Below are 26,148 nucleotides of genomic sequence, written 5' to 3' on the forward strand. Positions count from 1 at the left end.
TTGGAGCCCGAAACCAGGAATCTAATCAAGTAAGGGTCGCCAATAGCTTGTATTGGAGCCCGAAACTAGGAATCTAATCAGGTTAGGGTCGCCAATAGCTTGTATTGGCGACCGAAACCAGGAATCCAAACAAGTAAGGGTCGCCAACAACTTGTATTGGAGCCCGAAACCAGCGATTCTATAAAGCTTGAGTCGCCAATAGCCTGTATTGGAGCCCGAAACCAGGAATCTAATCAGGTTAGGGTCGCCAATAGCTTGTATTGGCGACCGAAACCAGGAATCCAAACAAGTAAGGGTCGCCAACAACTTGTATTGGAGCCCGAAACCAGCGATTCTATAAAGCTTGAGTCGCCAATAGCCTGTATTGATGCCCGAAACCAGGAATCTAATCAGGTTAGGGTCGCCAATAGCCTGTATTGGAGCCCGAAACCAAGAATCCAAACAAGTTAGGGTCGCCAACAACCTGTATTGACGACCGAAACCAGCGATTCTATCAAGCTTGAGTCGTCAATAGCCTGTATTGATGCCCGAAACCGGGAATCCAAACAAGTTAGGGTCGTCAATAGCCTGTATTGGAGCCCGAAACCAAGAATCCAAACAAATTAGGGTCGCCAATAGCCTGTCATTGGAGCCCGAACCAGGGTTTTCCCCCATGGTCTGAGAATTTGTCTAGTTCTGTTTCCAAATGTAAAAAATGCGTTTTAGGCTCGGATCTGTCCAGTTCCGCGTACAATTGCTTTTGAAGTCGTGATGGCTTTAAGACCCATTGGTCCGCGTGCATGCAACTTTTGCGTGCTGATGCCGATTTCCGCACCATAGCCAAATTGCTCACCATCGGTAAAACGAGTTGACGCGTTATGATACAGCACAGCAGCATCAACGGCTCGGAAAAATAAACTAACGTTATCATTATTTTCGCTAATGATCGCTTCTGAATGCTTTGTTCCATATCGATCAATATGGTCAATGGCTTCCCGTACATCACCGACTAGCTTTACAGCAGCAATTGGAGCTAAAAATTCAGTATACCAATCGTTTTCCTTTGCAGGATTCACAAAGGCATTCGCTCCCGCCAAGACCTCATCCCCCCGCAGCTCTACTCCTTGGCCATGAAGAGCGGATAGTAATTCAGAAACATAAGGCCATTTCTCATGAATAAGAATCGTTTCTGCTGCATTGCAAACGGATGGGCGGTGCAATTTTGCGTTTATGGCAATCTGGATGGCCATTTCCCGCTCAGCCGATTCATCAATAAATACATGGCAGTTGCCGACGCCTGTTTCCAACACCGGTACAGTTGCATTTTGAATGACTGATTGAATAAGGCCGGCCCCGCCGCGCGGGATTAGCACATCCAAATACTGATTCAGCCTAAACATTTGCGAGGCGGTTTCCCTGCTCGTATCCTCGAGTAACTGCACGGCATCCGATGGAATCGCAGTTTCGGCCAAGGCAGTACGCATAACTTGAACAAGTGCCTTATTTGAATTCAGTGCGGATGAACTTCCCCTCAACAAGACAGCATTCCCTGCCTTCAAACAAAGACTTGCCGCATCGACCGTCACATTTGGCCGTGCTTCATAAACCATACCAATAACACCAAGTGGAACACGGACTGTTTCAATTTGCAGACCATTTGGCCGGTCCCATGATTCAATCACTTCCCCGACCGGGTCGTCAAGCCCGATCAACTGGAGGACACCATCAACGATTTGATCGATTCTTTCAGGAGTCAGGAGCAGGCGATCTAAAAGGGAATCAGATAGACCATTATCCTTTCCAGCTAAAATATCCTTTTGATTTTCCAGAAGAATCCATTCCTTTTCCTCAGTAATGCGAGCAGCCATTTGGCATAATGCATCATTTTTCTCGCTAGTTGAAAGCATCCCTAATCTCTTTGAGGCAGCCTTTAGGAGCTTTGCCTTTTCGATTAATTCACTCATTCCATTTACTCCTCCCGTAAAATAACCCAATTATCACGATGAATCACTTCTGCACGCTTATTGATCGAATAAATCTTCGATTGTTCGCTTGGCAGCCCTTTTACTTTTAGTAAATCCTGTGAGGAAAAATAAATTTGCCCTTTTCCGATGGTTTTCCCTTTTTTGTTCCGGACCTCGACCACATCCATGGCATTAAATTCACCAATGACATTTGTAACTCCAACTGGAAGCAGGCTTTTCCCCTTTTGCACGATAGCTTGTTCTGCTCCATCATCCACTTCAATGATTCCCCCAACCTGTGAATGATAGGCAATCCATTGTTTTCTCATTTGCATCTGTGTTTGGAATGGTCCGCCGAGATACGTTCCATCCCCTTTGCCTGCTAGAATGTCTAATAACTTTTCCCGCCCCGATCCAGTTCCGACAAACACACTTACACCAAGAGACAATGCTTTTTTTGCAGCCAGCAGCTTGGATTTCATTCCGCCAGTTCCCAGTGCAGAACCGCTCCCGCCTGCAGCTTCCAGCATTTTCTCCGATACCTCAGGGATGAAATGATATTTCTTGGCATCCTTTGAAACTTTCGGATTCCCGTCATATATCCCATTTACATCCGTTAAAATAATCAATGCATTGGCATGAAGAAACCCGCTTACCAGCGCAGATAGCATATCATTATCACCAAATGTCAGTTCCTCAATAGATACCGAATCATTTTCATTAATGATTGGCAGCATGCCCCTGTGAAGCAGCTCGGTCATCGTCGAATAAAGGTTTTGAAACCGGACCTGGCTGTAAAAATCCTCCCTGGTTAGTAACATTTGTGCAGGCACAATTTGAAACTGTTGAAAAAGCTGGATATACTTCTGCATTAGCAGCCCCTGCCCAACGGCCGCTGCAGCTTGCTTGCCAGCAACTGTTTTTGGACGAGCAGGATAACCAAGCGAACCAAAACCCGCAGCTATTGCACCGGATGAAATTAGGATGACATCATGCCCTTGTTTTTTTAACAGGGCGAGTGCTCCCACATGGTCGCGCATTTTCTCTTCAGATATCGTCCCTGCCGAAGTCGTCAGCGAACTGCTCCCAATTTTCACTACCACTAATTGTTTCTTCATTGTCATACCCTTCTTTTTGAAAAATAAAAAACGATTCTTCTGCCCTTATACAAAGGACGGAAAAATCGTTTCCGCGGTACCACCTTAATTGATGCCATGCACCCACTTGAAACCTTAACGCGGATTAGACGGCTTATGTTTGCATAAGCAGCAATCATTAGGGCAGGTTCAACCTCTTCCCGTGAGAAACCTTCCAGCCTTTAGGGTTTCACTCTCTTGCACGTTCCAAAAATTTACTAGTCCCTTGCTTTTAATTTAATTTCTTTGATTATCATAGGAAAAATAGGAAAAGTCAATAGAATTTTTTGAAAACTTGAAGTAATATTAAAGCGCGATGAGAATTAAGAAAATTTACAATTTTTAATCAATAATGATGCTTCTATACTCGAAATAATGTTAAAATAAAAACTAAAAATACGTTGTGAAAAATGTAAAGGAGCGTACTAAATGGAACAAAAGAACCAAAATAATCTGCTTACATATGCCCTGATTGGAATGTTAACAACCGCTGTCGTACTGGCTTTCGCAAGACTTTCATATGGGGTGATACTGCCATTTATGCGGGATGGATTAAGCCTGTCTTATAAAGAGGCAGGCTTTCTAGGAACAACTACCTCGTTTGGATATTTAAGCACACTGATTTTTGCTGGTATTCTTGCGTCTAAGTGGGGCAGTAAAAGGACCGTTTTACTCGGTGTTTCATTGGTTACAGCAGGACTTGCAGGACTTTCTTTAGGCAACTCATATTTGTTAGCTTTTTTGTTTATGCTTTTATTGGGGATTGGTACTTCCTTTACTTTTACGCCGTTTATCACCTTGCTCGTTTCTTGGTTTCCTCAGAAAAAAGGATTTGTCATTGGTTTATCAACTAGTGGAGCGGGAATTGGTATCCTTTTTGCCGGTATGATTGTACCGTATCTTAGCAGTATTAACAGCGAAAATGGCTGGAGATGGGCATGGGGGATTTATGCGGCTATAGGCCTTTTGGTTGTCCTATTAACGATGTTTTTCATTCAAAACCCGCCTGCTGAGCCTGTATCTGAAAAGCATCAGGAAAAGACACCGGCAAAGGAAATCTATAAAAACCCAAAGGTAATTAATATTGGCTTGATTTACGGTGTCGTAGGGCTCACTTATATTGTCCAGGTGATTTTTATAATGAGTTATATGATAGATGCGGGAATAAGTGTAAAATTTGCAGGACAGCTAATGGCTTTAAACGGGGTATTATCCATCTTTAGCGGGCCGTTTTGGGGGTTTGTTTCTGACAGGTTCGGCCGGAGAAAATCGTTAATCATAACTATGGGACTAACCATGGTCTCAATGCTGCTTCCAGTATTATTTCCTACGCAGCTTGGCTTCACAATGCACATCATATTAATGAGCAGCACCTCCACCGGGATGTTTACTTTAACGCAGGCAGCAAGTATGGATCATGTTAAACCTGCTGAGATGCCGATTGCATTTAGCTATGTCACCTTCTATTTCGCTGTCGGCCAATTGGTTGGGCCAGCCATCGCAGGCTGGTTGATTGAAGATTTTGGCGGCTTTAGAACAGCGTTCATTTTCTCAACCATTTGCCTCGCTTTTGGGATCATATTAACGTTGAAGGTTAGAAATCCTGTACAGAATGAACAGGTGTTAAAAACTTTAAATACAGATTTAAAAGAACATGTCAGTCCATAATAAAAAAGCATCGATTGATGCTTTTTTATTTTTTACCTTATACAGTCTGTTTTTCTAGTTCCATCATTAACTCTTGACGTAATTTATATTTTTCAATTTTGTTGGTCGGTGTCCTCGGAATGTCCAGGGCAAAGCGGATATGCTTTGGCCACATATATTTTGGCATTTTATCCTTCACCCAGATCCTTAATTCCTCTTCATCGATTTCTGCGCCGGTTTTCTTCACCACATAAATGGCGACGTCATCTTCATCACCGACTTCTGCCGGCACAGGAAAAGCGGCACATAATTCAATGTCAGGATGGCTGTTGATGATATCCTCTAATTGATAGGAAGAAATTTTTTCACCGCGGCAGCGAATCACACCGCCAAGGCGGTCGACGAAATAGTAAAAGCCGTCTTCGCCTAAATAGGCGGCATCTCCACTGTGGAACCAAAGATTTTGAAAAGCCTTTTTGGTGGATTCAGGCTTGTTGTAATATTCCGACAATACGAGATGCGGCAAGCGTGGGCGGAAGGCAATTTGTCCTACTTGCCCAACAGGAACTTCTTCATCTTTTTCATTCAAAACAATGACATCAAAATATTGGTTAGGTTTCCCCATGAAACCTTTATGCAATTCCTTATTGCCGTCAATGACCGGAACTTTCTCCTTTTCGCAATTGACGATAATCTCCTTTCTTGAAAGCCCTTTATAAAGATGTTTAGGTGTACCTTCCCCTTCTTCAGTTTCAAGGATAATACTTGACAGCGGCGCTCCGGCTTCCGTCTGGCCAAATCCGGCTGTGACGATATCAAAACCAAATCGTTTAGCCACCTCATTGTGATATTTTGGCAGCGGCTGCATATGAACTTTATTTAGGGTATTGAACCTGTCATTTTCTGATGGTTTTGCATTCATCAGCCAAGGGATCATAACATCAAGCAAAATCGCCACGCTTGCCCCTGATTTTTCAATCCGTTTCCAGAATTGATTTGGACTGAATTTATCCCAAATGGCGACAGTACACCCTGCGTAACAGGCCCTGGCAATATTGGCAAATGCACCGCCGACATGGTACAACGGAAGATCGTTATAAACCACATCCTCTTGCGTCAAACATGAGCGTAATCTTAATGTATAGCCGTTCACCCAGCGATGGGACTGAACGACTCCTTTAGCCGGTCCTGTTGTTCCGGATGTATAAATGATATTGGCGATGTCATAATAGTTTAACTCGATATTGAGATTATGTGATTCGGCCTGCAGCATGCGGTCGAAGGAAATTTCATTAAAAACTAGATTTAACGGGATATCCGCCATTTCCGCTATATAATCATGGTCGCCTTCTTGGGGATTGAAAACAACGGTTGACAACTGTTCTACTTCAGAAGCAATTTCGTTTAAAATTGGTACCATGGAACGTTCGGTAAAAAGTACCTTTGGCTGGGTATCGTTTAACTGATAACTGAGCAGTCTTCCGCGGTAGTTAAAATTTATAGGGCTGAAAACAGCCCCGCATTTCCAAATTCCAAACATTACCATGGTAGTAACAAGAGGGTTTCTTAAAAAGACCGAGATTCGATCCCCCTTTTGGACTCCCCTTGCTTTTAAAGAATGGCCAATGCTATTGGCAATCTGATTAAATTTTTGGTACGAAATTTTTTTTTCTGATTCCCCGTAATAAATAAAGGTATTCTCCCCTGCTGTTTCCGCCCAATATTCAAGACATTTGGACACCACTTCCTCACGGGAAGATAATTCATTTAATAATTCTGTCTGACTCATCTCCTCAAACCTCCTCCATTATGACATCTTTCTATTTACTCAATTATGGTCTCATTCCGTGACTGGAAGGACCCAATTGCTGCGGAAGCAGCTCGTAGGCATCCCGGACCCATTCGCAGAGTAATGGACGGGTATCCCTAGGGTCGATGATTTCCTCCACCCCGAAGGCTTCAGCTGTTCGAAGCGGAGATCGTACTGATTCCATTCGTTCTAATAATTCCTTTAGTAAAGCTTCAGGATTATCGCTTGCTTCAAGCTCACGGCGATAAGCTACATGGACACCGCCTTCAACAGGGAGTGATCCCCAATCACCGGAAGGCCAGGCATATCTTAAGTTTAATCCGTGACCATTAGACATTCCTGCCCCGCCAACACCAAATACTCTCCTAAGGATAATTTCCATCATCGGAACGGTAGCCTGATAGATGGCTGAAATAGCGCGGACCCCTTTGCGAATCGTTCCTTTCTTCTCAGATGGAAGTCCGATTATCATGCCTGGCTGGTCGACTAAGTTCACAATTGGTAAATGGAAGGTTTGACAAAGGTCGACAAATCGTTCAATTTTTTCTGAGCTTTCGGCGGTCAATCCGCCTCCATTGACAAACTGATCGTTAGCCATCACCCCAACCGGATATCCATCAAGACGTGCGAAACAAGTGAGAGTACCGCCGCCATAGTACCGTCCCATTTCAAAAATGGAATCCTTATCAAAAATCATTGGCAGAATTTCACGGATTTTATAAGGAACCCGGCGATTTTTCGGAATCACGGAAATTAACCGCTCCTCCCGGCGTTCCGGGTCATCATTTGATGGCAGAACTGGCGGAAGCTGCCAAACGCTAGATGGCAAATAGGACAAGAACGTACGGATTTGTTCGAAGGCATCTTCTTCGGATTTCGCTATATTGTCAATTGCACCGCTGGTACGATGGACTTGTACACCGCCAAGTTCTTCTTTCGTTAAATCCTGTCCCATCCCGAATTTTACAACTGGCGGGCCTGCAACGAATAACTGGGAAGTTTCCTCTACCATTACCGAAAAATGTGATGCGGCAACCCTTGCTGCTCCGAGCCCGGCTACTGAGCCTAAGCAGGCAGCAACAACTGGCACGCGCTCCATGTTGCCTACGACCAAATCCCAGGCAGGATTAACAGGAACATAGGTATGTCCCTCCATATCCAGGAACTTCACGCTGCCCCCGCCTCCGGTTCCGTCGACCAGCCGAATAATCGGCAGCTGCAGATCATGTGCCAGACGTTCCGCATAAATCTGTTTGCCGCGAATAGCTCCATCCGCTGCCCCCCCTCTTACGGTAAAGTCATCCGCACCCACAACAACCTTTCTTCCGTTGATCCTTCCAGTGCCCAAGATAAAATTTGCTGGTGTAAAGTCTATTAAATTGCCATTCTCATCATATTTACTTTTTCCGGCAATCGCTCCGGTTTCATGGAACAAACCGGAATCTAGCAAACCATCAATTCTTTCTCTTACAGTTAATTTCCCTTGCGATTTATGTTTTGCGACACGCTCTTCTCCGCCCATCTGGCGGGCAAGTTCTTCACGGCGCCGCAGTTCTTTTATTTCTGGTTCCCATGTCATTTTGTTCTTCTCCTCCTTATGAGTAGATTCGATTAGTTTTTCCACCATTGATAACCTCCTTGGGCCGAAACCATTTTAATTTATCTAAAATTTCTATTGTAGAAATAATTCTTTCTTAATTAACCTTTACCTTTGCTTTTTCTTCGTCCGCCAGCACTCTTCTCAGCAATTTTCCCGTCCCTGTTTTTGGCAGGGTTTCACGGAATTCAATTTGACGGGGGTACTTATAAGCCGCCATTTTTTCTTTGCTCCATAATATGAGCTCTTCAGGAGTTATACTGTTTTCATATTCTGGACGAAGGACAACGAATGCTTTAACGGTCTCACCGCGAATTGGGTCCGGTACACCGATTACAGCGGACTCAGCAACAGCAGAATGTTTGTTCAATAAAATTTCGACATCCTCCGGAAACACACTATAACCGGAACATTTAATCATTTCTTTGATTCGCCCTAAAAAGTAAAGATAACCATCTTCATCAAACTTGCCGATATCCCCGGTATAAACCCAGCCATCCCGCAGTGTTTTGGCCGTAGCTTCGGGTTTATTCAAATAGCCTTTAAATACTCCTGGGCTGTTGACCACAATTTCGCCCTGTTCACCAATGGGAAGTTCTTGACGTGGTTCATCCAGAGAAAGGATTTTAATCTTCGTTCCCGGAATTGGTTTTCCAGTCGTCCCGAATTTAATAGCATCTGGTGACATCAACGAATCTCCTGTATGTGTTTCGCTTAAGCCATAAGCGGATTCAAATAATCCGATGCCTGTCAGTTCCTTCCACTGATCTGAGATTTCTTCTGACAATTGGATCCCAAAGCTAGTACAGGAATTGACTCTTAATGAACTGAAATCGACTAGGCCTGCATGAGGATGATTTATAATGGCCACATTCATTGGTACAACAGTTTGCGCGACTGTTACTCGGTGCCGTTCGATGACATCCATCGCGGCTTCGGGTGTAAAACGATTAAGCAGAACGATTGTTCCACCTGTATAAAAACTAACATTCATAAACAACATGCCAGCAATATGACAGATTGGCATTATCGATAAGGCAATATCATCTGCATGAAATTTTCTTGCTTCTGCAACACCTTGAGATTTGTAAAGGGCGTTCCGGTAAGTGAGCATCGCACCTTTAGGCAGACCAGTGGAACCGGATGTATAGACGATAAGGCATACATCTTCATCAATATCTAATTCCACATTCGGGCAATCTGCACTCCATGTACGAAGGATGTTATTTAAATCAGTGGTTTCTGGATATGATTTCTTTTCCTGCAATTCCTCAGGGAACTCAGGAATTGGTTTCTCCGGAAGGAAGTCTATGTAGCTAGTTGTAATCACCGATTGGAGCATGGTATTTGGCTTTGCCCTTTCGACGATTGGATACAATTGATCCAAAGTTACAATTGCTTTTGCCTCAAGGTCATTTACTTCATATTCCAGCTCCCATTCCTTGAACATCGGGTTACATGGCCCTACAATTGCACCAATCTTTTGGATTCCAAAATGGCAAATGATATATTGTGGACAGTTTGGCAAAAACAGAGCTACTTTATCACCTTTGCGAATCCCCTGTGAATGTAAATAATGGGCAAAGCGATCCGATAAGTTATCTAGTTCCTCGTATGTCAGGGTTCTTCCATAAAAGATGACGGCTGGTTTATTTGGGTTCACTTTGGCATGGTTTCTTAGGTACTCGTGTAATGGCTTTCCACTATTCAAGGAACACATCCCTTTCGTATACAGAATAACTTTCAATAATTATTACCTCTAAAACTATGAATCACCCATGATAAAAACAAGCAACCCATCTGCCCTCGGATACTTGTTCAAGCGGCGGTTCTTCACGCCTGCAGCGCTCATCCGCAAGCGGGCACCGAGTAGAAAATCTGCATCCTAACGGAGGATTTGCCGGGCTCGGAAGATCTCCACTTAATAGAATGCGTTCCCGGTTCCGAACTGTTGGATCAGGTTCCGGCACCGCAGAAATCAATGCCTCTGTATATGGATGAAGCGGCTGCTCAAAGAGCTGATCTGTTTCTGAAATTTCCATGACCTTTCCTAAATACATCACCACAATCCGATCACTGATATGTTTGACTGCCTGCAGTCCGTGGGCAATGAATATATAGGAGAGTCCCATATCTTCCTGTATTTCTTTTAATAGATTTAAGATTTGTGCTTGAATCGACACATCTAATGCTGAAACGGGTTCATCACAAACGATCAAACTTGGATTAAGGGCCAACGCTCTGGCAATGCCGATTCGCTGGCGCTGGCCGCCTGAGAACTCTTCTGGATAGCGGCTTCCATGAGCCGAGGTCAGTCCTACCTTTTCAAGTAGTTCATCCACACGTTTTTTCCTTTCACTGCTTGTTCCAATTTTATGAAGCACTAATGGTTCAGCAATAATGTTGGCCACATTCATTCTTGGATTCAGCGACGAATACGGATCCTGGAAGACCATTTGAATTTTTTGCCCCAAATCACGCTTATTACGTCCTTTGGATAAAAGCGAATTTCCTTCAAATACGACTTCACCTGAAGTTGGCTCCAAGAGCCCGACAACCATCCTGCCCAGTGTCGATTTTCCGCACCCTGATTCTCCTACTAGACCAACTGTCTCACCACGGTGGACATCAAGACTTATTCCATCCACGGCCTTTAACCATTTTCCTTTTTTGCTAAATAAACCGCTTCCAATTGGATAGTGTTTTTTGACGTCTTTAATCGATATCAATGGTTCAGGCATGTACAGTCACCTCTTCCGTTTCCAAATCTACCAGATGCCAGCATGCTGCTCTTCGGTCTTTCCCTGTTTCCACCAGGTTGGGAGCCTCGCTGAGACATTTTTCGGTTGCATAACTGCACCGCCCGGAAAAATTACAGCCCTTTGGCAGCTCGAGCGGATTCGGCACAGCACCGGGAATCGTGTGAAGAAGCTTTTCCGATGCTCCCCTGAGTTTTGGGACGCTTGCCAGCAGCCCCTTTGTATATGGATGCTGGGGATTTTTGAACAGTGAATAGACATCCCCCTCTTCGACTATTTCCCCGCAATACATGACGAGTACACGATCGGCCATTTCAGCCACAACACCTAAATCATGCGTAATAATCAAGATGGAAATGCCCGTATCCTTCTGCAAATCTCTCATTACATTTAGGATTTGCGCCTGAATGGTGACATCGAGAGCTGTTGTTGGTTCATCAGCAATCAGTAATGATGGATTACAGGCTAATGCCATCGCAATCATAATCCGCTGCCGCATCCCCCCGGACAATTGATGGGGATAATCGTTCAGTCGGTTTTGCGGATCAGGAATACCGACCTTTGCCAGTAAGTTCACGACAATTTCCTTTGCCTTCTGATTGCTGACGCCCTGATGAAGCACGATCGGCTCGGCGATTTGTTTTCCAATCGTATGCAGCGGATTTAACGAAGACATCGGATCCTGGAAAATCATCGAAATCTCATTCCCTCTAATCTTTTTCATCTGCCTTTTTTTCATTTTCAACAAATTCTCGCCTTTAAAGGAAATCACACTATCCTTCTCGTACTTAATCGATGGTGAATTCAACCCCATAATGGACAATGCCGTCACGCTTTTGCCGCTTCCTGATTCCCCGACCAAAGCAACAATTTCGCCGGCTCCGATTGAAAAGGAAATATTATTTACTGGTTTGATAACTCCCCTGGAAGTGGGGATATAAGAACAAAGATTTTTCACCTCTAAAACAGGTTCATTCGGACCTCTCAATTCAATCCCCCCCTAAGATTTCTTCATTTTTGGATCAATTGCCACTCGTAATCCATCTCCAAAAAAGTTACCGGCCAATACAGAAATCAATATGGCAAGGCCTGGGAAAAGCATCATGTATGGATTGACGAAAATCATACTGTAGGCCTGATGCAGCATTCCGCCCCAACTGACTTGCGGCGATTGCGCCCCCATGCCAAGAAAGCTTAATGAGGCCTCTACTAAAATGGCAAGACTGAAGCTAAACGATGCTTGAACGATGATAGGTGATAATATATTTGGCAGGATATGTTTCATCATAATCCATAAAGGACCTGCTCCTGATATTTTTGCCGCTTCCACATAAGGCTCTCTTCTGACTTGAAGGGTTTGCCCCCTTGCCAGGCGGGCAAATTGCGGCGTAAAAATAATTCCGATAGCAATCATTGCATTCCATAAACTGACACCTAATGCGCCGGTAATTCCAAGGGCCAGGAGTATGGCAGGAAACGATAAAATCGCATCTACAATTCGCATGAAAATATCATCGACAATTCCGCCAAGATATCCGGAAATAATGCCAAGCGGTACCCCCACCACAAGAGGAATTAAAATTGCCACAACGCCAGCTTGAATGGCCGCCTGCGCTCCCATCAGTACACGCGAGAATACATCACGGCCCAATTCATCTGTACCAAACCAATAAGTTCCATCAGGCGGCAGCATGACTTTGGTCAAATCCTGCTTATTTGGATCGAAAGGAACAATCCAAGATGCAAAGAGTGATAAGAATACTAAAAGCAGCAAAAATATCATACTTACAAATGCCAGCTTTTCGTTAAATAATCGTTGAAACATTAAACGGAATTGCATCAAGCTGCCTCCTTCTTATTTAATTTCAATCCTCGGATCCAAAACGCTATATAACACGTCGGTCACAAAATTGATAATCAATACCAAAATAACCATGACTAACACTACGCCCTGCAGCATTGGAAAGTCCCTTTGTAAAATGGAGTTCACCGCCAGCTGGCCCATTCCTGGGATGGCGAATACCGTTTCGATCACGACGGTCGCCCCTAACATGTTTCCAAACAGCAGACCTGTTGTCGTGATAACTGGAAGCAGGGAATTCCGCAGTGCATGCTTCCAAATTACCGGCCAAAGCATTAGTCCCTTTGAATAAGCTGTACGAATATAGTCCGATTCCAGCACTTCAAGGAGGGATGATCGCAATTGCCTTGTGATTTGGGCTGCACCAAAAGCCCCTAAACAAATAGACGGAAGGATAATGCTTTGGAAAAAACCTGTTAGATTAGCAGAAATACTTGTAAATCCTGTCGACGGCAGCCAGCCAAGGTTTACACTAAATACAACAATAAGGAGCATAGCCAGCCAAAAGTTAGGGATGGCAGTGCCAATCGTCCCCATGAACCTTGAAATATAATCCATCCAGCTATTGGGCTTAATGACTGAGCCAATCGCAAAAATCATTCCAAAAACAAATGAAAAGATGATGGATGCGACGACAAGCTGGAAGGTGACTCCTAGTCTTGAAAAGACAGCATCACTCACAATCTCCCCAGTAAACAGAGAACGTCCCAAATCACCTTGAACCGCATTGGTAAGCCAATTCCAATACTGAATCAGTACGGGCTGATCCAGCCCAAGCTGACTTCTTAACAATGCTAATTTCTCTTCCGTCGCATTGTCTCCTAGAAGCGCGAGAGCGGGATCTCCCGGAATGATCAAGATGAGGGAAAAGACGATCAAAGTCGTTACAATTAGCATCGGGATAACATACATTAAACGCCGCAGTAAAAACTTAAAGAACATGGATCTCTTCCCCTCTCTACAATTCTATTGATCTAACCATAAGGTTGAGAATTTTGGTTTTCCAAGCAATGTCCCTTCAAAGCCTTTCACTTTCGTTGTCATGGCAGCTGTTGAAGGCTGGAACAAAATTGGCACTTGCATGGCTTCGTCTAATATAGAAATCTTGTTAATTTCTGCATATAATTTGGCCCGTTCCTTTTGATCGTAAGAAGCAGCGGCTTTTGAAATTAGTTCTTCCTTTTCCGGTGTTGATTCACCGCCAGCATTATAGAAACCCTTTTGGCTTAGGAATAAATTGACGGTTTGCTGCGGGTCTGGCCGTCCAGTCCAAGACGTTAAGTTAGCAGCAATTTGCTTTTCGTTGAAATACAGCGCTACTCCTTTTGTTAATTCCATTGGCTGGATATTAATGGTAAATCCTGCTTCCTTTACCTGACCTTTTATTGCTTCAGCTAACCTTGTATAGAATGTGCTCGTAGGCACAAACATATCAAAGGTGACGCTGTCAACACCGGCTTGTTTTAATAATTCTTTTGATTTTTTCGGATCATATGAAATTTTTACATCAGGAGATGCTGCCCAATAGTCCTTTGGAAAGGTTTGATAAGCTGCTTCTCCTTCGCCGAATGTTAACGCTTTAACCAATGATTCCCGGTCAATGGCATATTCCAAAGCCTGTCTGACTTCCTTTTTGTCAAATGGAGCCAATTTCGTATTGATGTACATATTATAGAAAGCAACCTTCATTTTCGTATCTAACACGATATTCTTGTCACTCTTTAATACCTGGCTGTTATCAGGCGAAACATTCCAATAGAATTGAATCTGGCCTGATTTAAGAGCATTTAAACGAGTATTTTCATCCGGCATAATCTTAGCTGTGATTTTATCCAAATATGGAAGCCCTTTTTGCCAATAATCTTTATTTCCTTCAAAGTCAATTTCCCCATTGCGGACCCATTTGACCATTTTATACGGGCCCGTACCTACCGGATTTTGAGCATAATCTGCACCGAATTTTTGAACAGCGGCAGGTGATACCATCATCCCCGAACGATCGGATAAGGCAAGTATGATAGAAGAATCTGGCTGTTTGAGATGCAACTTAACGGTATTCTCGTCCACAACCTCTACAGATTCAACATTGGAAAGGTCGGAAACCTTTGAATCTGGGGAATTGATCCGTTCAATGTTAAATTTCACTGCTTCTGCATTAAATTTGGTGCCGTCGTGGAATAAGACATTTTCTTGGAGGTGCAGGATAATCGTTTTATCGTCCGGTGTATCCCAGGATTTTGCAAGTCCTGGCTCAGCTTCTAAATTTGCGTTGTAGTTTACCAGTGTGTCATAAACAGGATATAGAAGTGCGTGATCATTACCAGAATTACCTAAAATCGGGTCATAGTTACTTATATCAGAATCATAAGCAACAACAATACTTCCACCCTTTTTCGGCTCGGATTTCGTTGTCCCCTCCGACGTTTTGCCGGAAGTTTGATTAGTCGTTGAATTATTTTTCGAGCATCCAGCGACAAGTAGAAGAATTGCTAAAAATAGGGCACCAAATAGTTTACTAGATTTTTTCATATGGAACCTCCTTTATAAGTGGGGGATGACGGGAATGCGTGAACGAATATTCGTGTAAAGGTTGAATTTGTCCTATTCAAACTTAATTAAGACATCCCCTTCGTTTACAAAATCTCCTTCATTTACGTTAACCTCAAGAACTGTACCCTGCGCTTCTGCTGCTATGGGTATTTCCATTTTCATAGACTCCAAAATAACGACATCCTCACCAGGTGAAATCGTATCCCCTTCTTTTACTAGGACTTTAAAAATGTTGCCTGCCATATACGATGTGATGGAACTCATCTTTTTGCCACCTCCTTTTGATAACCGCTCAAAGAAAGCGATTTCACAAATTGTCGATTTATGTCTGAATATTCAGTATTTACTTAAAGTATATAAAATTGGTAGAATTGACACAATGTAGGTTCATTTACATTTTAGGTAATTTAAATAGAGTTTTTTACATTGAGGTGTTGAAAAGTGCTTGACCATTCTTTTCTAAGGACATTTTTAAAAAGAAAATTATCCTTATCTTCCTATCAAATTTGGATATATTCTCCCATGGAACACAAATGGGAGCTTATTGACAGCTATGATTCTGATATTGAAAACGTTGATTCCTCCGTACTGGAACCATCACCATTAAAACTGATTCATCAAACCATCATCACGCTAGATTACCCACAGGGCTACAAGGTGTATCTTTTATCCTCCAACGAAAATATCACCAAAGAAAAAGAAAATATTGATATTTTTTATCATCTTTTATACCCCGTATATACACAGTACGCATTAAAATCGAAAAATTTAGAAATGGAAAAGTTGATAGAAGGGGTACAAAACATCACCTCCTCCCTTGACTTAGATGTGCTGCTGACAAAAATTCTTGATAATGTAGCCAGCATCATCCCAGGAGCCGACACAGCGGCCTTCTGGCTTTACAATCCAGTCATCGACCGGCTCGTTTGCAAGGCTTATCGGGGCTGGAAAAAGGAAATTGAACAAGTAAAATATAGAGTTGGAGAATCAGTGACAGGGAAAACATTTTTAGATGGCAAGCCGCGTATCTATAATTCCTTTCGGGAGGCAAATGATGCCATGAAAGGGACTTCCAAGAAGAATGATGAACTCTTGAAAAAAGCTTTTCACGGAAGGAATGTAAACTCAACAATATCAGTTCCGGTTCGATTTCATAATGAAATTATTGGAGTTTTAGGAATACATCGGGTTAACCTTGAACATGAAATTACTGACTGGGATCTTAAACTATTACAGGGGCTGACTGCTCAAATTGCTATTGCCATCGAGAATGCCCGCCTTTTTACTGAAATAAACAGGAAAAATCAGGTCCTCATCAAACAAAATGAAGTGCATGCCACACTGACACAGCTTTCTATCCAAAATAAAGGGATTGATGCAATTGTCAAAGAGTTGACCCGTATGCTGGGAATGTCTTTAATTTTTGTTGATCTTTTAAAGAACGAATATTTTCCTGGCAGAGCTTTTTTATTCTTCAGTAGCGAGGAATTAACACAGATTATCGGCACAAAAAACTATCCGATATATGTGGATCTTTATGACCATGATCAGAAATCTTTTTTTATCTATCCAATTTTTACTGACAGCACATGTACTGGCTGCCTAATTGTTTCTGCCCAGCGCTCAATAACCCAGCTCGAACACATGATTATTGAACGCGGCGGATCCGTATTGGCACTAGAATTGGCAAAACGGCAGTCCCTTACAGAATTCTACTTTAAAAAAACAAGCGATTTTTATCAAAATCTATTAAGAAAAGAGGCACCGCGTCTTCTCTATAAACAAGGGCTTGATATTGGAATAGATTTAAATAATTATCTTTGCACAACGATCATCGAACTAACTAATTTTATTGACCATCATGTTTTGCAAACAAGTATTCATCGATTAGTTTCTCGGATCAAATCCAAGCTCTCCGGGATAGATAAGATCGTTTTCGGAAATAGCAACAAAGTAATGCTGCTTCTAACGTTTAAAAATAATACTGCTTTTCCGAGAGTTCTGAATACTATTAAAGAAATATTAAAAGAGTGGGAACAAAATGAAGGTGTGGCACTAAGGGCAGGAGTGGGCGGTGTGTATAAGGGAGTAGAATCTGTCTATAAAACCCATAATGAAGCAGCCAGAGCCATTGCCTATTTAAGCTCCAGACATCGTTCCGGATTAATGGAATTTTCGGATATCGGCATTAACCGCCTCTTTTTAAATCAATCCAAAGAGGAAATTGAACGGTTTTTAGAAGAAATCTTTGGACCGCTAAATTCTAATAAACTGAGAAACAATGATTTGGAAAAAACATTAATCACGTATATTCAAACGAATCAATCAGCGGTGAAAACGGCGGAGCTCCTTCATGTTCATATCAATACTTTGTATCAACGGCTGAGAAAAATTGAGGATCTGTTAAATGTTTCTCTTGAGGAACCGGAAAATAGATTAAAAATTCAGCTTGCCTGTCATTTAAAGGAATCATTTTTCTAAATGTACACTAAATTGTTTTTCATTATGAATCAATATCATTGTGTTATACTGAATGGTAGGTGATTGGAAAGAAGAAAAAGGAAGGCGAAAGGTATGTCCATCAGTAGTCGTTTTTCTGTAGGAATTCATATATTATCCTTGTTGGAAGTTAATAAAAATGATGTCAATACTTCAGAATATATTGCTAAAAGCGTTAACACAAATCCTGTTGTGATACGAAAAATCATGGGGATGCTTAAGAACGCCGGTTTGGTCCATGTCAGGCCTGGTATTGCCGGCGCAGAATTGGCAAAGGGATTATCGGATATTACATTATTGGATGTATATAAGGCAGTTAATGTTGTATCAGATAATGAGTTGTTCAGTATCCATGAGGAGCCAAATCCAGCTTGTATGGTCGGAAGAAATATTCAAGAAACAATCGGGCCCCTTTTCTCGACAGCGCAATTGGCCATGGAAAAAGTTCTGGCTAATGTGACGATTGAGGATGTTGTAAAAGGGATTTTGGAGAAGGAAAAGCAAGCTCAATAAAAAGAGCACTTTGTGAACATTCACGAGTGCTCTTTTTTCACTTATTTTATCTTATCAAGTGCCTCTCCCAGCGTTTTTACTAAAAAGTTCAAATCCTTAAGTTCAATACTTAATGGAGGTGCCAGGGTAAGAACATTGTTATATCCGGCTGCTGTTGCCCCGTTTTTACCAATGATAATGCCTTTTTCCTTGCAGCCGGCGATTACTTGGTTAACAAGGCCGACGTCAAGGGGCTCTTTTGTGCCCTTATCCTTTACCAACTCGATCCCAATTAATAGGCCCTTACCACGGATGTTGCCGACGTACGGGTGGTCTTTAAGAAGGCCATTTAAATCATTTAACAATTGTTCTCCTAAATCCCGGGACCTGTCAAAAAGCTTTTCTTTTTCCATAATTTCGAGGTTTTTCAAAGCTAAAGCGCAGGCTGCCGGATTTCCTCCAAATGTGTTGACATGACGGAAATAGTCGTATTCCTCAGTTCCTTTAAACGCTTCATATATATCTTTGCGTACAGCAGTTGCCGATAACGGCAGATACGCACTTGTTATACCCTTTGCCATCGTAATTATGTCAGGTTTGACCCCATAGTTCATAAAACCAAACGGCTTGCCGGTACGGCCAAATCCACAAATGACCTCATCGACAATGAGAAGTGCTCCATGTTTTTTGCATACTTCATGGGCTGCCTTCATGTATCCATCCGGTGGTACGAGAATGCCGCCTCCCGTAATAATCGGTTCCATGATCATCGCAGCAATCGTTTCACTTAACTCCCAGGTCATCGTTTTATCAATCTCTTGCACTGAGGATAATTTCATCGGATCGGACACATTCGTATCATCACGGTAAGAATCCGGCGGAGATACATGGATAAAGCCTGATGCGAGCGGTTCATATTTATATTTCCTTTGAGCCTGGCCCGTGGCAGCGAGTGCCCCGAAAGAATTTCCATGGTAACCACGGTACCTGGCGACAATCTTATAGCGATTGTGATTGCCCTTTTGCTGGTGGTATTGGCGTACGATTTTAAAAGCAGTTTCATTTGCTTCTGAACCGCTGTTTGAGAAGAATATTACATAGTCGTCACCAAGCATTTCGTTTAACTTCTCAGCCAGCTTTATTGCCGGAACATGGCTTTGCGTAAGGGGAAAATAGGCCATTTCCTTTAATTGCTCATAAGCGGCATCAGCCAGCTCCGTTCGTCCGTAGCCAATATTTACACACCAAAGGCCGGACATCGCATCTAAATAACGCTTGCCGTCTATATCTGTTATCCAAGAACCTTCCGCCTTCTCAACAACAATCGTCGCATCCGGACTGTATGGACGCATCGCATGCCATACATATTTATCATCATTCTTAACCAACGATTCCTGGGAACGGTCCGTTTGAACCATTACGCTTCCCTCCAATTCTAACAGTTAATTTATACTTATGCTTCAAATCGTGATGTGATCATTTTCTTCCGGGTGTAGAAATTGAGCCCGTCTTTTCCGTTAACGTGGAGGTCGCCATAGAAGGAATCCTTCCAGCCTGAAAACGGGAAAAAGGCCATCGTGGCAGGGACACCAACATTGATTCCGAGCATTCCAGCCTCCGCCTCTTCGCGGAACTTCCGGATTGCTTTAGCATTATTTGTATAAATGACGGCTCCATTTCCATAACGGGACCTGCGAATAAATTCCAATCCCTCATCTAAATCCTTTGCACGAAGCAAGCTCAATACCGGTGCAAAAATTTCATCCTTTGCAATAGTCATCTCGGGAGTAACATGGTCAAAAATGGTTGGTCCCAGGAAGTTGCCCTTTGGAAGGTTACTCATTTCCTTTCGGCCGTCCCTTATTAATTCCGCTCCCTCCTCTAACCCACTTTCAATATAGCCAAGGACCTTATCACGGTGTTCCTTGCGAATAACCGGGGTTAATAAAACTTCTTCATCCATGCCGTTACCAATATTTAACTTGTCAGCCTCCCTCTTTAAGGCTGCAACAAACGCGTCATTATCTCCTACGACAACTACTGCACTGCAGGCCATACAACGCTGGCCGGCGCTGCCAAAGGTGGCACTCATAACATGCTGAACGGACCTTTCGATATCTGCATCTGGCATGATGATATGATGGTTTTTCGCACCGGAAAGGGCTTGGACCCGTTTTCCTTCACGGGCAGCCCGCTCATATACATACTTCGCTACCGGCTGAGATCCGACAAACGAAATGGCCGCAACGTCCTTATGTTCAATTAATCCATTTACCACATCATGCGCTCCATGAACGACATTTAAAACACCCTTCGGTGCACCCGCCTCCGTAAATAGCTCAACTAATTTATTGGCTAAAATAGGAGTTCGTTCAGATGGCTTTAACACAAATGTGTTTCCGCATGCGATCGCGAGTGGGAACATCCACATTGGCACCATCATCGGAAAGTTAAATGGCGTGATTCCTCCAACGACGCCTAATGGATAGCGGAACATTTCCGAATCAATGTCTTCGGCGATTCCTGACAACGTCTCGCCCATCATTAATGTTGGCGCCCCGCATGCGAACTCTACACACTCAATTCCGCGCTGCACCTCGCCATACGCTTCCTTGTAAGCCTTGCCATTTTCTTGGACAATTAAGCGGGCCAATTCCTCATGGTTCTCTGTTAATAGATAATGATATTTGTAGAAAACGCGCGTCCTTTTTGGTACAGGAACATTCTTCCATGTCTTAAATGCCTCTTTTGCTGCTGCAACTGCTAGATTTACATCTTCCTTTGTTGAAACCGGCACCTTGATTAATAGTTCATTTGTCGCAGGATTCGGTACATCCAGCGTTATAGCGCTGTTTGAATTGACCCATTCACCATTTATAAAATTTTTTAAAACGGCTGTATCATTTTTTGTCACGCTCATCATTAATCCTCCATATTTTAAAGTTTATAAGTTAATTATCTCTTATCCTTACAAAGTATTCATTAGACACATTGTAAAACGACTAAGTGCATTTCTTCGACAGTGTGAACATCAATTTAGGCTTTGCGAATAATTTTCCAAATCTGAAATTTTGTTGAACTGCTGACTTATGATGAAGAATGAATAGCTTTGGGAATTTCAACAAACGGGACCTCGTCTTGAAAAATGATAATCGGGAACTGGTGTTCATTGTTCTTTCATCCCGCAGTTCTCCCCTAAAAATGTCAGCTATATTCGGAAAGGACTGGCTATTGGCCAATCCATTTCCGAAACCATTATTTGCCCATTGTGTTCTGTTTGATTAAAAGGCTGGAAAAATATTTTCGGGCATTTGCATTGCTAATCAACAAAGCTTCGGTCACGTTTCCATTTGGATGAACAAATTCAACAGTAGCCCCATCCAAATGCTCATATACAGAATGTATTCGATATCCCTTTTGGATGAAAAAGTCTATTCTGTCCCTTTCAGCAAGAAATTGTTGATGCTCAGACATGTCCCCGCCTCCATTAATATAAATCGAGATTTTCCGGAAGTTCTTTAACAGCCGGTTCATAGATGTGTTCCTCTTCAATAATCCAGTCACGCCCAACTGAAATTCCTAAATATTTTTCATCACTCGGCTCTTCAATTTCCGCCTGACGGAATAGTCTAAACCACCAATATTTAGCCAGAACATAATAAACCGCTGCACCTACAAGAAAGCCGACGAGAAAGCCATATTCCGGAACAAAATAAGAAGCTGCTGCCCCAATAATCCAAGCAATAAAACCGGCAATGTTTACTCCGCCAAGGTATTTAAATTGCCCTTGATCTTCATATAGTTCCGGAACATTGACCCTTCTTTTTCGAATCAGATAGTAATCGGCAAACAAAATACCAACGATGGCCGAAAGGATTCCCCCAACAAATAAAAGAATCGGGATTATAACACCAAACAGCTCCCACGGCTGGACGACCGTTCCGACGATGCCAGCTGTAATGACACCTGCCCAAAACGGAAACTTAGGACCGCCCACGTTGGAAAAAATGGTCGCAGCTGGGACAACATTGGCCGCTGTATTGGTTGACCATTGAGCCAACACAATCATTAATAGTAAAATGGCAAGAATGAAGCCGCCGGCAGCCTTCTGCAGAGCCACCACAGGATCATAATTTAATACCGCAATATATGAAACTGCACCAATAATAATCATAAAAGTCTGTGTTAATGGCATCGCCACAAGGTTACCAATCAACGATCCTTTATTTCGCTTAAACCAGTTCTTTTCATTTGCAGGTGCCTTGATAAACCGAGATATCGTTGGAATATCAGCGCTTAATGTGGCCCAAAAGCCCATGTTAGAGAAAATCACGACCAAAAACGCCGTAAAGGCAGCACCGCCAGTAACAGGTGATTCTACCCAGCTCCAAACGTCCCTTCCGGCTGCAGAAGCCTGGTCTGATAACGACACGTACATCCAGAGCGAGATTAAAAGAATAATCGGAGCAGCCAAATCCGCAAACCTCTCAATCGATTTAATCCCCAATGCGGTGTTGACCAACTGAACAACCGCAAAAATTAGGAAGCAAATAAACCAGTTATCAAAGCCAAATAAAATATTTAAAATACCGTTCATTGCCGTTGCCCCAAAATAGGTGTTAATCCCAAACCACATGGACGCCGTTACTCCCCGGGTAATCGAAGGAATATGCGTTCCGATAGTGCCGAACGGTGCCCTCATATAGACCGGAAACGATAACCCATGTTCAATCCCAATGTCCGCGATTAAAGATATAAAGAAACCAATGGCTAGACTTCCAATAATTGTTGCAAGGATAACCCAAGGCAGCGACAAGGTCATGACCCCCGCTCCGCCAATGGCGAAGGTGGCAAGAACGACGACCATCCCCACCCACATAAAGGAGTAACCTAAATTGGTGATTTTCCTATCCTTTTGCTGAATGGGCAATAAATCGGGTGATTTTAAATGGCTTTTTTTCATATGAACACTCCAATTCGGTTAAATTTTAAAAAATTTTATGAAAACAACCGACATGAAAAATTCATTAATGGGGCAATTACTCGAGCTTGCCCGAGCAAATGCAGGAGTGGTTCAAAAATAAGTCGGATTTGCTAGATTGATAGTGTTTCATTCAGACAGATTTAATGGTGCAGATGAACTATATTTAGCCCTTTTCAAGTATTGACCAGAGCCTGGCTTGCCTACAAACTGCTTGTTTCGGACCACGTATTCGCCGCGGACTAGAACGGAAACTGGCTCACCGGTGACTTTCGTTCCTTCAAAGGCATTGTAATCAACCGCCATATGATGGGTTTCAGCTGAAATCACCCGCTCAATATTCGGGTCAAAAATGACAAGGTCGGCATCCGCACCGACAGCAATTGTTCCCTTTTTGGGGAAGAGGCCAAAAAGTTTGGCAATCCGCGTCGAGGTAATGTCAACAAACTGATTCAGACTAATTCTTCCCTTCTTCACTCCCTCCGAAAATAAAATGGTAAGACGATCTTCAATCATTGGTCCGCCATTAGGAATCTTTGTAAAATCGTCCCGTCCGAGGTCCTTTTGGCCTTTGAAATCAAATGAGCATTGATCGGAGCCCAATGTTTGGAGCTGTCCGCTTTTTAAGGCATTCCAAAGGACATCCTGATTCCATTTTTCACGGAGCGGCGGTGACCAGACATATTTTGCTCCCTCAAAATTTGGTTTTTCTAAATAACTTTGATCTAGGACGAGATATTGCGGGCAGGTTTCCCCCCAGACCTCATACCCTTTCGCTCTTGCCTCCGCTATTTTTTCAACGGCATCAGCACAGGAAACATGTACAACATATAATTGCGAATTCGCCAGTCCGGTAAATCGGGCAGCGCGGCCGGTCGCTTCACCCTCCAATTCCGGCGGTCTTGTTAAGGCATGATAAATTGGATCCGTTTTCCCTTCCGAGAGGGCCTTTTTCGTTAAGTAATCGATGACATCCCCGTTCTCGGCATGAACCATGACCAGAGCACCTAGGTCCTTTGCCGTTACAAGTGTCTTAAATAAGGTCTCATCATCTGCTTGGAAGACGTTTTTATACGCCATAAACACTTTAAAGGAGGTGATTCCTTCCTCATTAATGACCTGTGGCAATTCGTTAAGTACTTGATCATTGATTTCGCTAATCATGAGGTGGAAGCTATAATCAATGACCGCTTTATCCTTGGATTTTTCATGCCAGGTTTGAATCGCTTTTTTCAAAGGCTCGCCCTTATTGGTTAGGCAAAAATCGATGATCGAGGTTGTGCCTCCGAAGGCAGCGGCGATCGTTCCTGATTCAAAATCATCCCTTGTTACTGTACCGCCAAATGGCATGTCTAGATGGGTGTGTGGGTCAATTCCTCCGGGGAAGACTAGGCAGCCTTTTGCGTCAATCACTTCTGCTCCAACAGCTGAAAGATTGGCGCCAATTTGCGTGATTTTGCCGTCTTCAATTAAAATTTCTCCTTGGAACGTATCTGCTGCTGTAACAATCGTTCCATTTTTAACGATTTTTTTCATTGGTTTAGCCCTCCTAATCTATCATTTAGTTGTATCCACTTTGCAAGTTATGGCAGCGTTAATAGCAGCCTGACGTTCATTCCAAGTCATTGGCGGCATTTCATTCGGGACTTCAATCATATCAATCGCCCCATCTACCGGACAGACAATCGCACATAAGTTGCAGCCGACACAATCCTCTTCCCGTACCTTTAGAAAGCTTTTTCCTGATGCATCAGAAAGCATTTCAATACATTGGTGCGATGTATCCTCACAGGCTATATAACATTTGTTACAGTTAATGCAAACATCCGTATTGATTTTAGCCACGGTATTGTAGTTCAGATCAAGATTTCCCCAATCCGAGTATTTCGGCACTGATTTGCCGATAATATCGGAAATAGCAGCGATTCCCTTGCTATCTAAGTAATGATTCAGCCCCTCAATCATATCCTCCACAATCCGGAAGCCGTGATGCATGGCGGCGGTACAGATTTGGACTCCGGTTGCCCCCATCAGCATAAATTCAACCGCATCTCGCCAGTTGGAGATGCCGCCGATTCCGGAAATCGGGACATTGATTTGTGGATGTCTGGCGCACTCTGCCACCATATTTAAGGCAATTGGCTTTACGGCCGGACCACAATAACCGCCATGGGCACCCTTCCCGGCGACATGAGGGATCGTATTCCAAGTATCTAGGTCCACGCCCATAAGGCTGTTTATCGTATTAATCATACTAATGGCATCGGCACCGCCGTTACAAGCCGCTTCCGCAGTTGCTGTAATATCGGTAATATTCGGTGTTAGCTTGACGATAACAGGTGTTTTTGCCACTTCTTTTACCCATAAGGTTTGTTTTTCTACAAGGGCCGGCACCTGGCCAGAGGCTGAACCCATGCCCCGCTCTGCCATGCCGTGCGGACATCCGAAATTCAGTTCAAGTCCATCGACCCCGACATCCTCCACACGTTTGACAATTTCGTGCCATTTTTCCTGCTTTGGTTCAACCATTAGCGAGGCAATGATGGCATGATTCGGGAATTTCTTTTTCGTTTCATAGATTTCCTTTAAATTGACATCGAGCGGCCGGTCAGTAATCAATTCAATATTGTTAAAGCCTGCGACCCGCTGGCCGTTAAAGCTGATGGCAGCAAAGCGGGAGCTTGTATTCAGAATGGGATCCCCAAGCGTTTTCCAGACGGCTCCTCCCCACCCCGCCTCAAAGGCCCTTTGAACCTGATAGCCTGAATTTGTCGGTGGTGCAGACGCCAGCCAAAATGGATTTGGCGATTTGATCCCAGCGAGGTTAATCCGTAAATCAGCCATCAAATTTCCCCCTTTAAAGTTTTCACGAG

20 protein-coding genes are annotated in these 26,148 nt (G+C 43.2%); 3 read left to right on the top strand and 17 right to left on the bottom strand.

Annotated features, from left to right (window positions below):
* Positions 1-701: 701 nt before the first annotated feature.
* Both ACZ5AE_RS13820 and proB read right to left on the bottom strand, forming a co-directional pair.
* The gene (locus ACZ5AE_RS13820; protein WP_464573205.1) at positions 702-1,943 is read right to left on the bottom strand and encodes a glutamate-5-semialdehyde dehydrogenase; all 1,242 of its coding nucleotides are present in this window, start codon (positions 1,941-1,943) and stop codon (positions 702-704) included.
* Positions 1,944-1,948: 5 nt separating this feature from the next.
* The gene (gene proB / locus ACZ5AE_RS13825; RefSeq protein ID WP_464573207.1) at positions 1,949-3,061 is read right to left on the bottom strand and encodes a glutamate 5-kinase; all 1,113 of its coding nucleotides are present in this window, start codon (positions 3,059-3,061) and stop codon (positions 1,949-1,951) included.
* Between the two features lie 447 nt (positions 3,062-3,508).
* On the opposite strand from proB, the gene ACZ5AE_RS13830 reads away from it, so the two are divergent.
* Positions 3,509-4,747: an MFS transporter gene (locus ACZ5AE_RS13830; protein WP_464573209.1), complete on the top strand. Its 1,239-nt coding sequence runs from the start codon at positions 3,509-3,511 to the stop codon at positions 4,745-4,747.
* Between the two features lie 37 nt (positions 4,748-4,784).
* Here ACZ5AE_RS13830 and ACZ5AE_RS13835 read toward each other — a convergent pair whose 3' ends face one another.
* From ACZ5AE_RS13835 to ACZ5AE_RS13875, 9 genes are all read right to left on the bottom strand, one after another.
* Positions 4,785-6,515: an AMP-binding protein gene (locus ACZ5AE_RS13835; RefSeq protein WP_464573211.1), complete on the bottom strand. Its 1,731-nt coding sequence runs from the start codon at positions 6,513-6,515 to the stop codon at positions 4,785-4,787.
* A gap of 43 nt (positions 6,516-6,558) precedes the next feature.
* Positions 6,559-8,163 (bottom strand): acyl-CoA carboxylase subunit beta, encoded by a 1,605-nt coding sequence (locus tag ACZ5AE_RS13840; protein ID WP_464573213.1) that lies wholly within the window; start codon positions 8,161-8,163, stop codon positions 6,559-6,561.
* A gap of 67 nt (positions 8,164-8,230) precedes the next feature.
* Entirely contained in the window at positions 8,231-9,880 is a 1,650-nt protein-coding gene (locus ACZ5AE_RS13845; protein WP_464573215.1) for an AMP-binding protein, read from the bottom strand.
* A gap of 25 nt (positions 9,881-9,905) precedes the next feature.
* Positions 9,906-10,874, bottom strand: coding sequence for an ABC transporter ATP-binding protein (locus ACZ5AE_RS13850; protein WP_464573217.1), 969 nt, complete (start codon positions 10,872-10,874; stop codon positions 9,906-9,908).
* Positions 10,867-11,880 carry an ABC transporter ATP-binding protein gene (locus ACZ5AE_RS13855; RefSeq protein WP_464573219.1) on the bottom strand — a complete coding sequence of 338 codons (1,014 nt, stop codon included), beginning with the start codon at positions 11,878-11,880 and terminating at the stop codon, positions 10,867-10,869. The genes ACZ5AE_RS13850 and ACZ5AE_RS13855 overlap by 8 nt, the downstream gene beginning before the upstream one ends.
* A gap of 12 nt (positions 11,881-11,892) precedes the next feature.
* Positions 11,893-12,732, bottom strand: coding sequence for an ABC transporter permease (locus ACZ5AE_RS13860; protein WP_464573221.1), 840 nt, complete (start codon positions 12,730-12,732; stop codon positions 11,893-11,895).
* Positions 12,733-12,747: 15 nt separating this feature from the next.
* The gene (locus ACZ5AE_RS13865) at positions 12,748-13,695 is read right to left on the bottom strand and encodes an ABC transporter permease (protein ID WP_464573223.1); all 948 of its coding nucleotides are present in this window, start codon (positions 13,693-13,695) and stop codon (positions 12,748-12,750) included.
* A 24-nt stretch (positions 13,696-13,719) separates the two neighbouring features.
* Entirely contained in the window at positions 13,720-15,282 is a 1,563-nt protein-coding gene (locus ACZ5AE_RS13870) for an ABC transporter substrate-binding protein (protein WP_464573225.1), read from the bottom strand.
* A gap of 72 nt (positions 15,283-15,354) precedes the next feature.
* Positions 15,355-15,567 carry an acetyl-CoA carboxylase biotin carboxyl carrier protein subunit gene (locus ACZ5AE_RS13875; RefSeq protein WP_464573227.1) on the bottom strand — a complete coding sequence of 71 codons (213 nt, stop codon included), beginning with the start codon at positions 15,565-15,567 and terminating at the stop codon, positions 15,355-15,357.
* A gap of 258 nt (positions 15,568-15,825) precedes the next feature.
* On the opposite strand from ACZ5AE_RS13875, the gene ACZ5AE_RS13880 reads away from it, so the two are divergent.
* Both ACZ5AE_RS13880 and ACZ5AE_RS13885 read left to right on the top strand, forming a co-directional pair.
* The gene (locus tag ACZ5AE_RS13880; protein WP_464573229.1) at positions 15,826-17,784 is read left to right on the top strand and encodes a helix-turn-helix domain-containing protein; all 1,959 of its coding nucleotides are present in this window, start codon (positions 15,826-15,828) and stop codon (positions 17,782-17,784) included.
* Positions 17,785-17,877: 93 nt separating this feature from the next.
* Positions 17,878-18,315 (top strand): Rrf2 family transcriptional regulator, encoded by a 438-nt coding sequence (locus tag ACZ5AE_RS13885; protein WP_464573231.1) that lies wholly within the window; start codon positions 17,878-17,880, stop codon positions 18,313-18,315.
* Between the two features lie 41 nt (positions 18,316-18,356).
* On the opposite strand, the gene ACZ5AE_RS13890 is transcribed toward ACZ5AE_RS13885, so the two are convergent.
* From ACZ5AE_RS13890 to preA, 6 genes are all read right to left on the bottom strand, one after another.
* The gene (locus tag ACZ5AE_RS13890; protein WP_464573233.1) at positions 18,357-19,712 is read right to left on the bottom strand and encodes an aminotransferase; all 1,356 of its coding nucleotides are present in this window, start codon (positions 19,710-19,712) and stop codon (positions 18,357-18,359) included.
* 35 nt (positions 19,713-19,747) lie between these two features.
* Positions 19,748-21,214: a CoA-acylating methylmalonate-semialdehyde dehydrogenase gene (locus tag ACZ5AE_RS13895; protein WP_464573626.1), complete on the bottom strand. Its 1,467-nt coding sequence runs from the start codon at positions 21,212-21,214 to the stop codon at positions 19,748-19,750.
* Positions 21,215-21,549: 335 nt separating this feature from the next.
* Positions 21,550-21,768: a hypothetical protein gene (locus tag ACZ5AE_RS13900; protein WP_464573235.1), complete on the bottom strand. Its 219-nt coding sequence runs from the start codon at positions 21,766-21,768 to the stop codon at positions 21,550-21,552.
* 13 nt (positions 21,769-21,781) lie between these two features.
* Positions 21,782-23,257 carry an NCS1 family transporter gene (locus ACZ5AE_RS13905; RefSeq protein ID WP_464573237.1) on the bottom strand — a complete coding sequence of 492 codons (1,476 nt, stop codon included), beginning with the start codon at positions 23,255-23,257 and terminating at the stop codon, positions 21,782-21,784.
* 147 nt (positions 23,258-23,404) lie between these two features.
* A complete protein-coding gene (gene hydA / locus ACZ5AE_RS13910) occupies positions 23,405-24,811 on the bottom strand; it encodes a dihydropyrimidinase (RefSeq protein ID WP_464573239.1) in 1,407 nt (468 codons plus the stop codon).
* A gap of 21 nt (positions 24,812-24,832) precedes the next feature.
* Positions 24,833-26,119, bottom strand: a complete 1,287-nt coding sequence (preA, locus tag ACZ5AE_RS13915; RefSeq protein WP_464573241.1) for an NAD-dependent dihydropyrimidine dehydrogenase subunit PreA — start codon at positions 26,117-26,119, stop codon at positions 24,833-24,835.
* Positions 26,120-26,148: the final 29 nt, after the last annotated feature.

This window comes from Neobacillus sp. S1227, from assembly GCF_055385255.1.

Bases quoted from the DNA above. Each gene is read 5' to 3' on its own strand.
- ACZ5AE_RS13820 (WP_464573205.1), bottom strand. From the start codon at position 1,943: ATGAGTGAATTAATCGAAAAGGCAAAGCTCCTAAAGGCTGCCTCAAAG.
- proB (WP_464573207.1), bottom strand. From the start codon at position 3,061: ATGAAGAAACAATTAGTGGTAGTGAAAATTGGGAGCAGTTCGCTGACG.
- ACZ5AE_RS13830 (WP_464573209.1), top strand. From the start codon at position 3,509: ATGGAACAAAAGAACCAAAATAATCTGCTTACATATGCCCTGATTGGA.
- ACZ5AE_RS13835 (WP_464573211.1), bottom strand. From the start codon at position 6,515: ATGAGTCAGACAGAATTATTAAATGAATTATCTTCCCGTGAGGAAGTG.
- ACZ5AE_RS13840 (WP_464573213.1), bottom strand. From the start codon at position 8,163: ATGGTGGAAAAACTAATCGAATCTACTCATAAGGAGGAGAAGAACAAA.
- ACZ5AE_RS13850 (WP_464573217.1), bottom strand. From the start codon at position 10,874: ATGCCTGAACCATTGATATCGATTAAAGACGTCAAAAAACACTATCCA.
- ACZ5AE_RS13860 (WP_464573221.1), bottom strand. From the start codon at position 12,732: ATGCAATTCCGTTTAATGTTTCAACGATTATTTAACGAAAAGCTGGCA.
- ACZ5AE_RS13865 (WP_464573223.1), bottom strand. From the start codon at position 13,695: ATGTTCTTTAAGTTTTTACTGCGGCGTTTAATGTATGTTATCCCGATG.
- ACZ5AE_RS13870 (WP_464573225.1), bottom strand. From the start codon at position 15,282: ATGAAAAAATCTAGTAAACTATTTGGTGCCCTATTTTTAGCAATTCTT.
- ACZ5AE_RS13875 (WP_464573227.1), bottom strand. From the start codon at position 15,567: ATGAGTTCCATCACATCGTATATGGCAGGCAACATTTTTAAAGTCCTA.
- ACZ5AE_RS13880 (WP_464573229.1), top strand. From the start codon at position 15,826: ATGGAACACAAATGGGAGCTTATTGACAGCTATGATTCTGATATTGAA.
- ACZ5AE_RS13885 (WP_464573231.1), top strand. From the start codon at position 17,878: ATGTCCATCAGTAGTCGTTTTTCTGTAGGAATTCATATATTATCCTTG.
- ACZ5AE_RS13890 (WP_464573233.1), bottom strand. From the start codon at position 19,712: ATGGTTCAAACGGACCGTTCCCAGGAATCGTTGGTTAAGAATGATGAT.
- ACZ5AE_RS13895 (WP_464573626.1), bottom strand. From the start codon at position 21,214: ATGAGCGTGACAAAAAATGATACAGCCGTTTTAAAAAATTTTATAAAT.
- ACZ5AE_RS13900 (WP_464573235.1), bottom strand. From the start codon at position 21,768: ATGTCTGAGCATCAACAATTTCTTGCTGAAAGGGACAGAATAGACTTT.
- ACZ5AE_RS13905 (WP_464573237.1), bottom strand. From the start codon at position 23,257: ATGAAAAAAAGCCATTTAAAATCACCCGATTTATTGCCCATTCAGCAA.
- hydA (WP_464573239.1), bottom strand. From the start codon at position 24,811: ATGAAAAAAATCGTTAAAAATGGAACGATTGTTACAGCAGCAGATACG.
- preA (WP_464573241.1), bottom strand. From the start codon at position 26,119: ATGGCTGATTTACGGATTAACCTCGCTGGGATCAAATCGCCAAATCCA.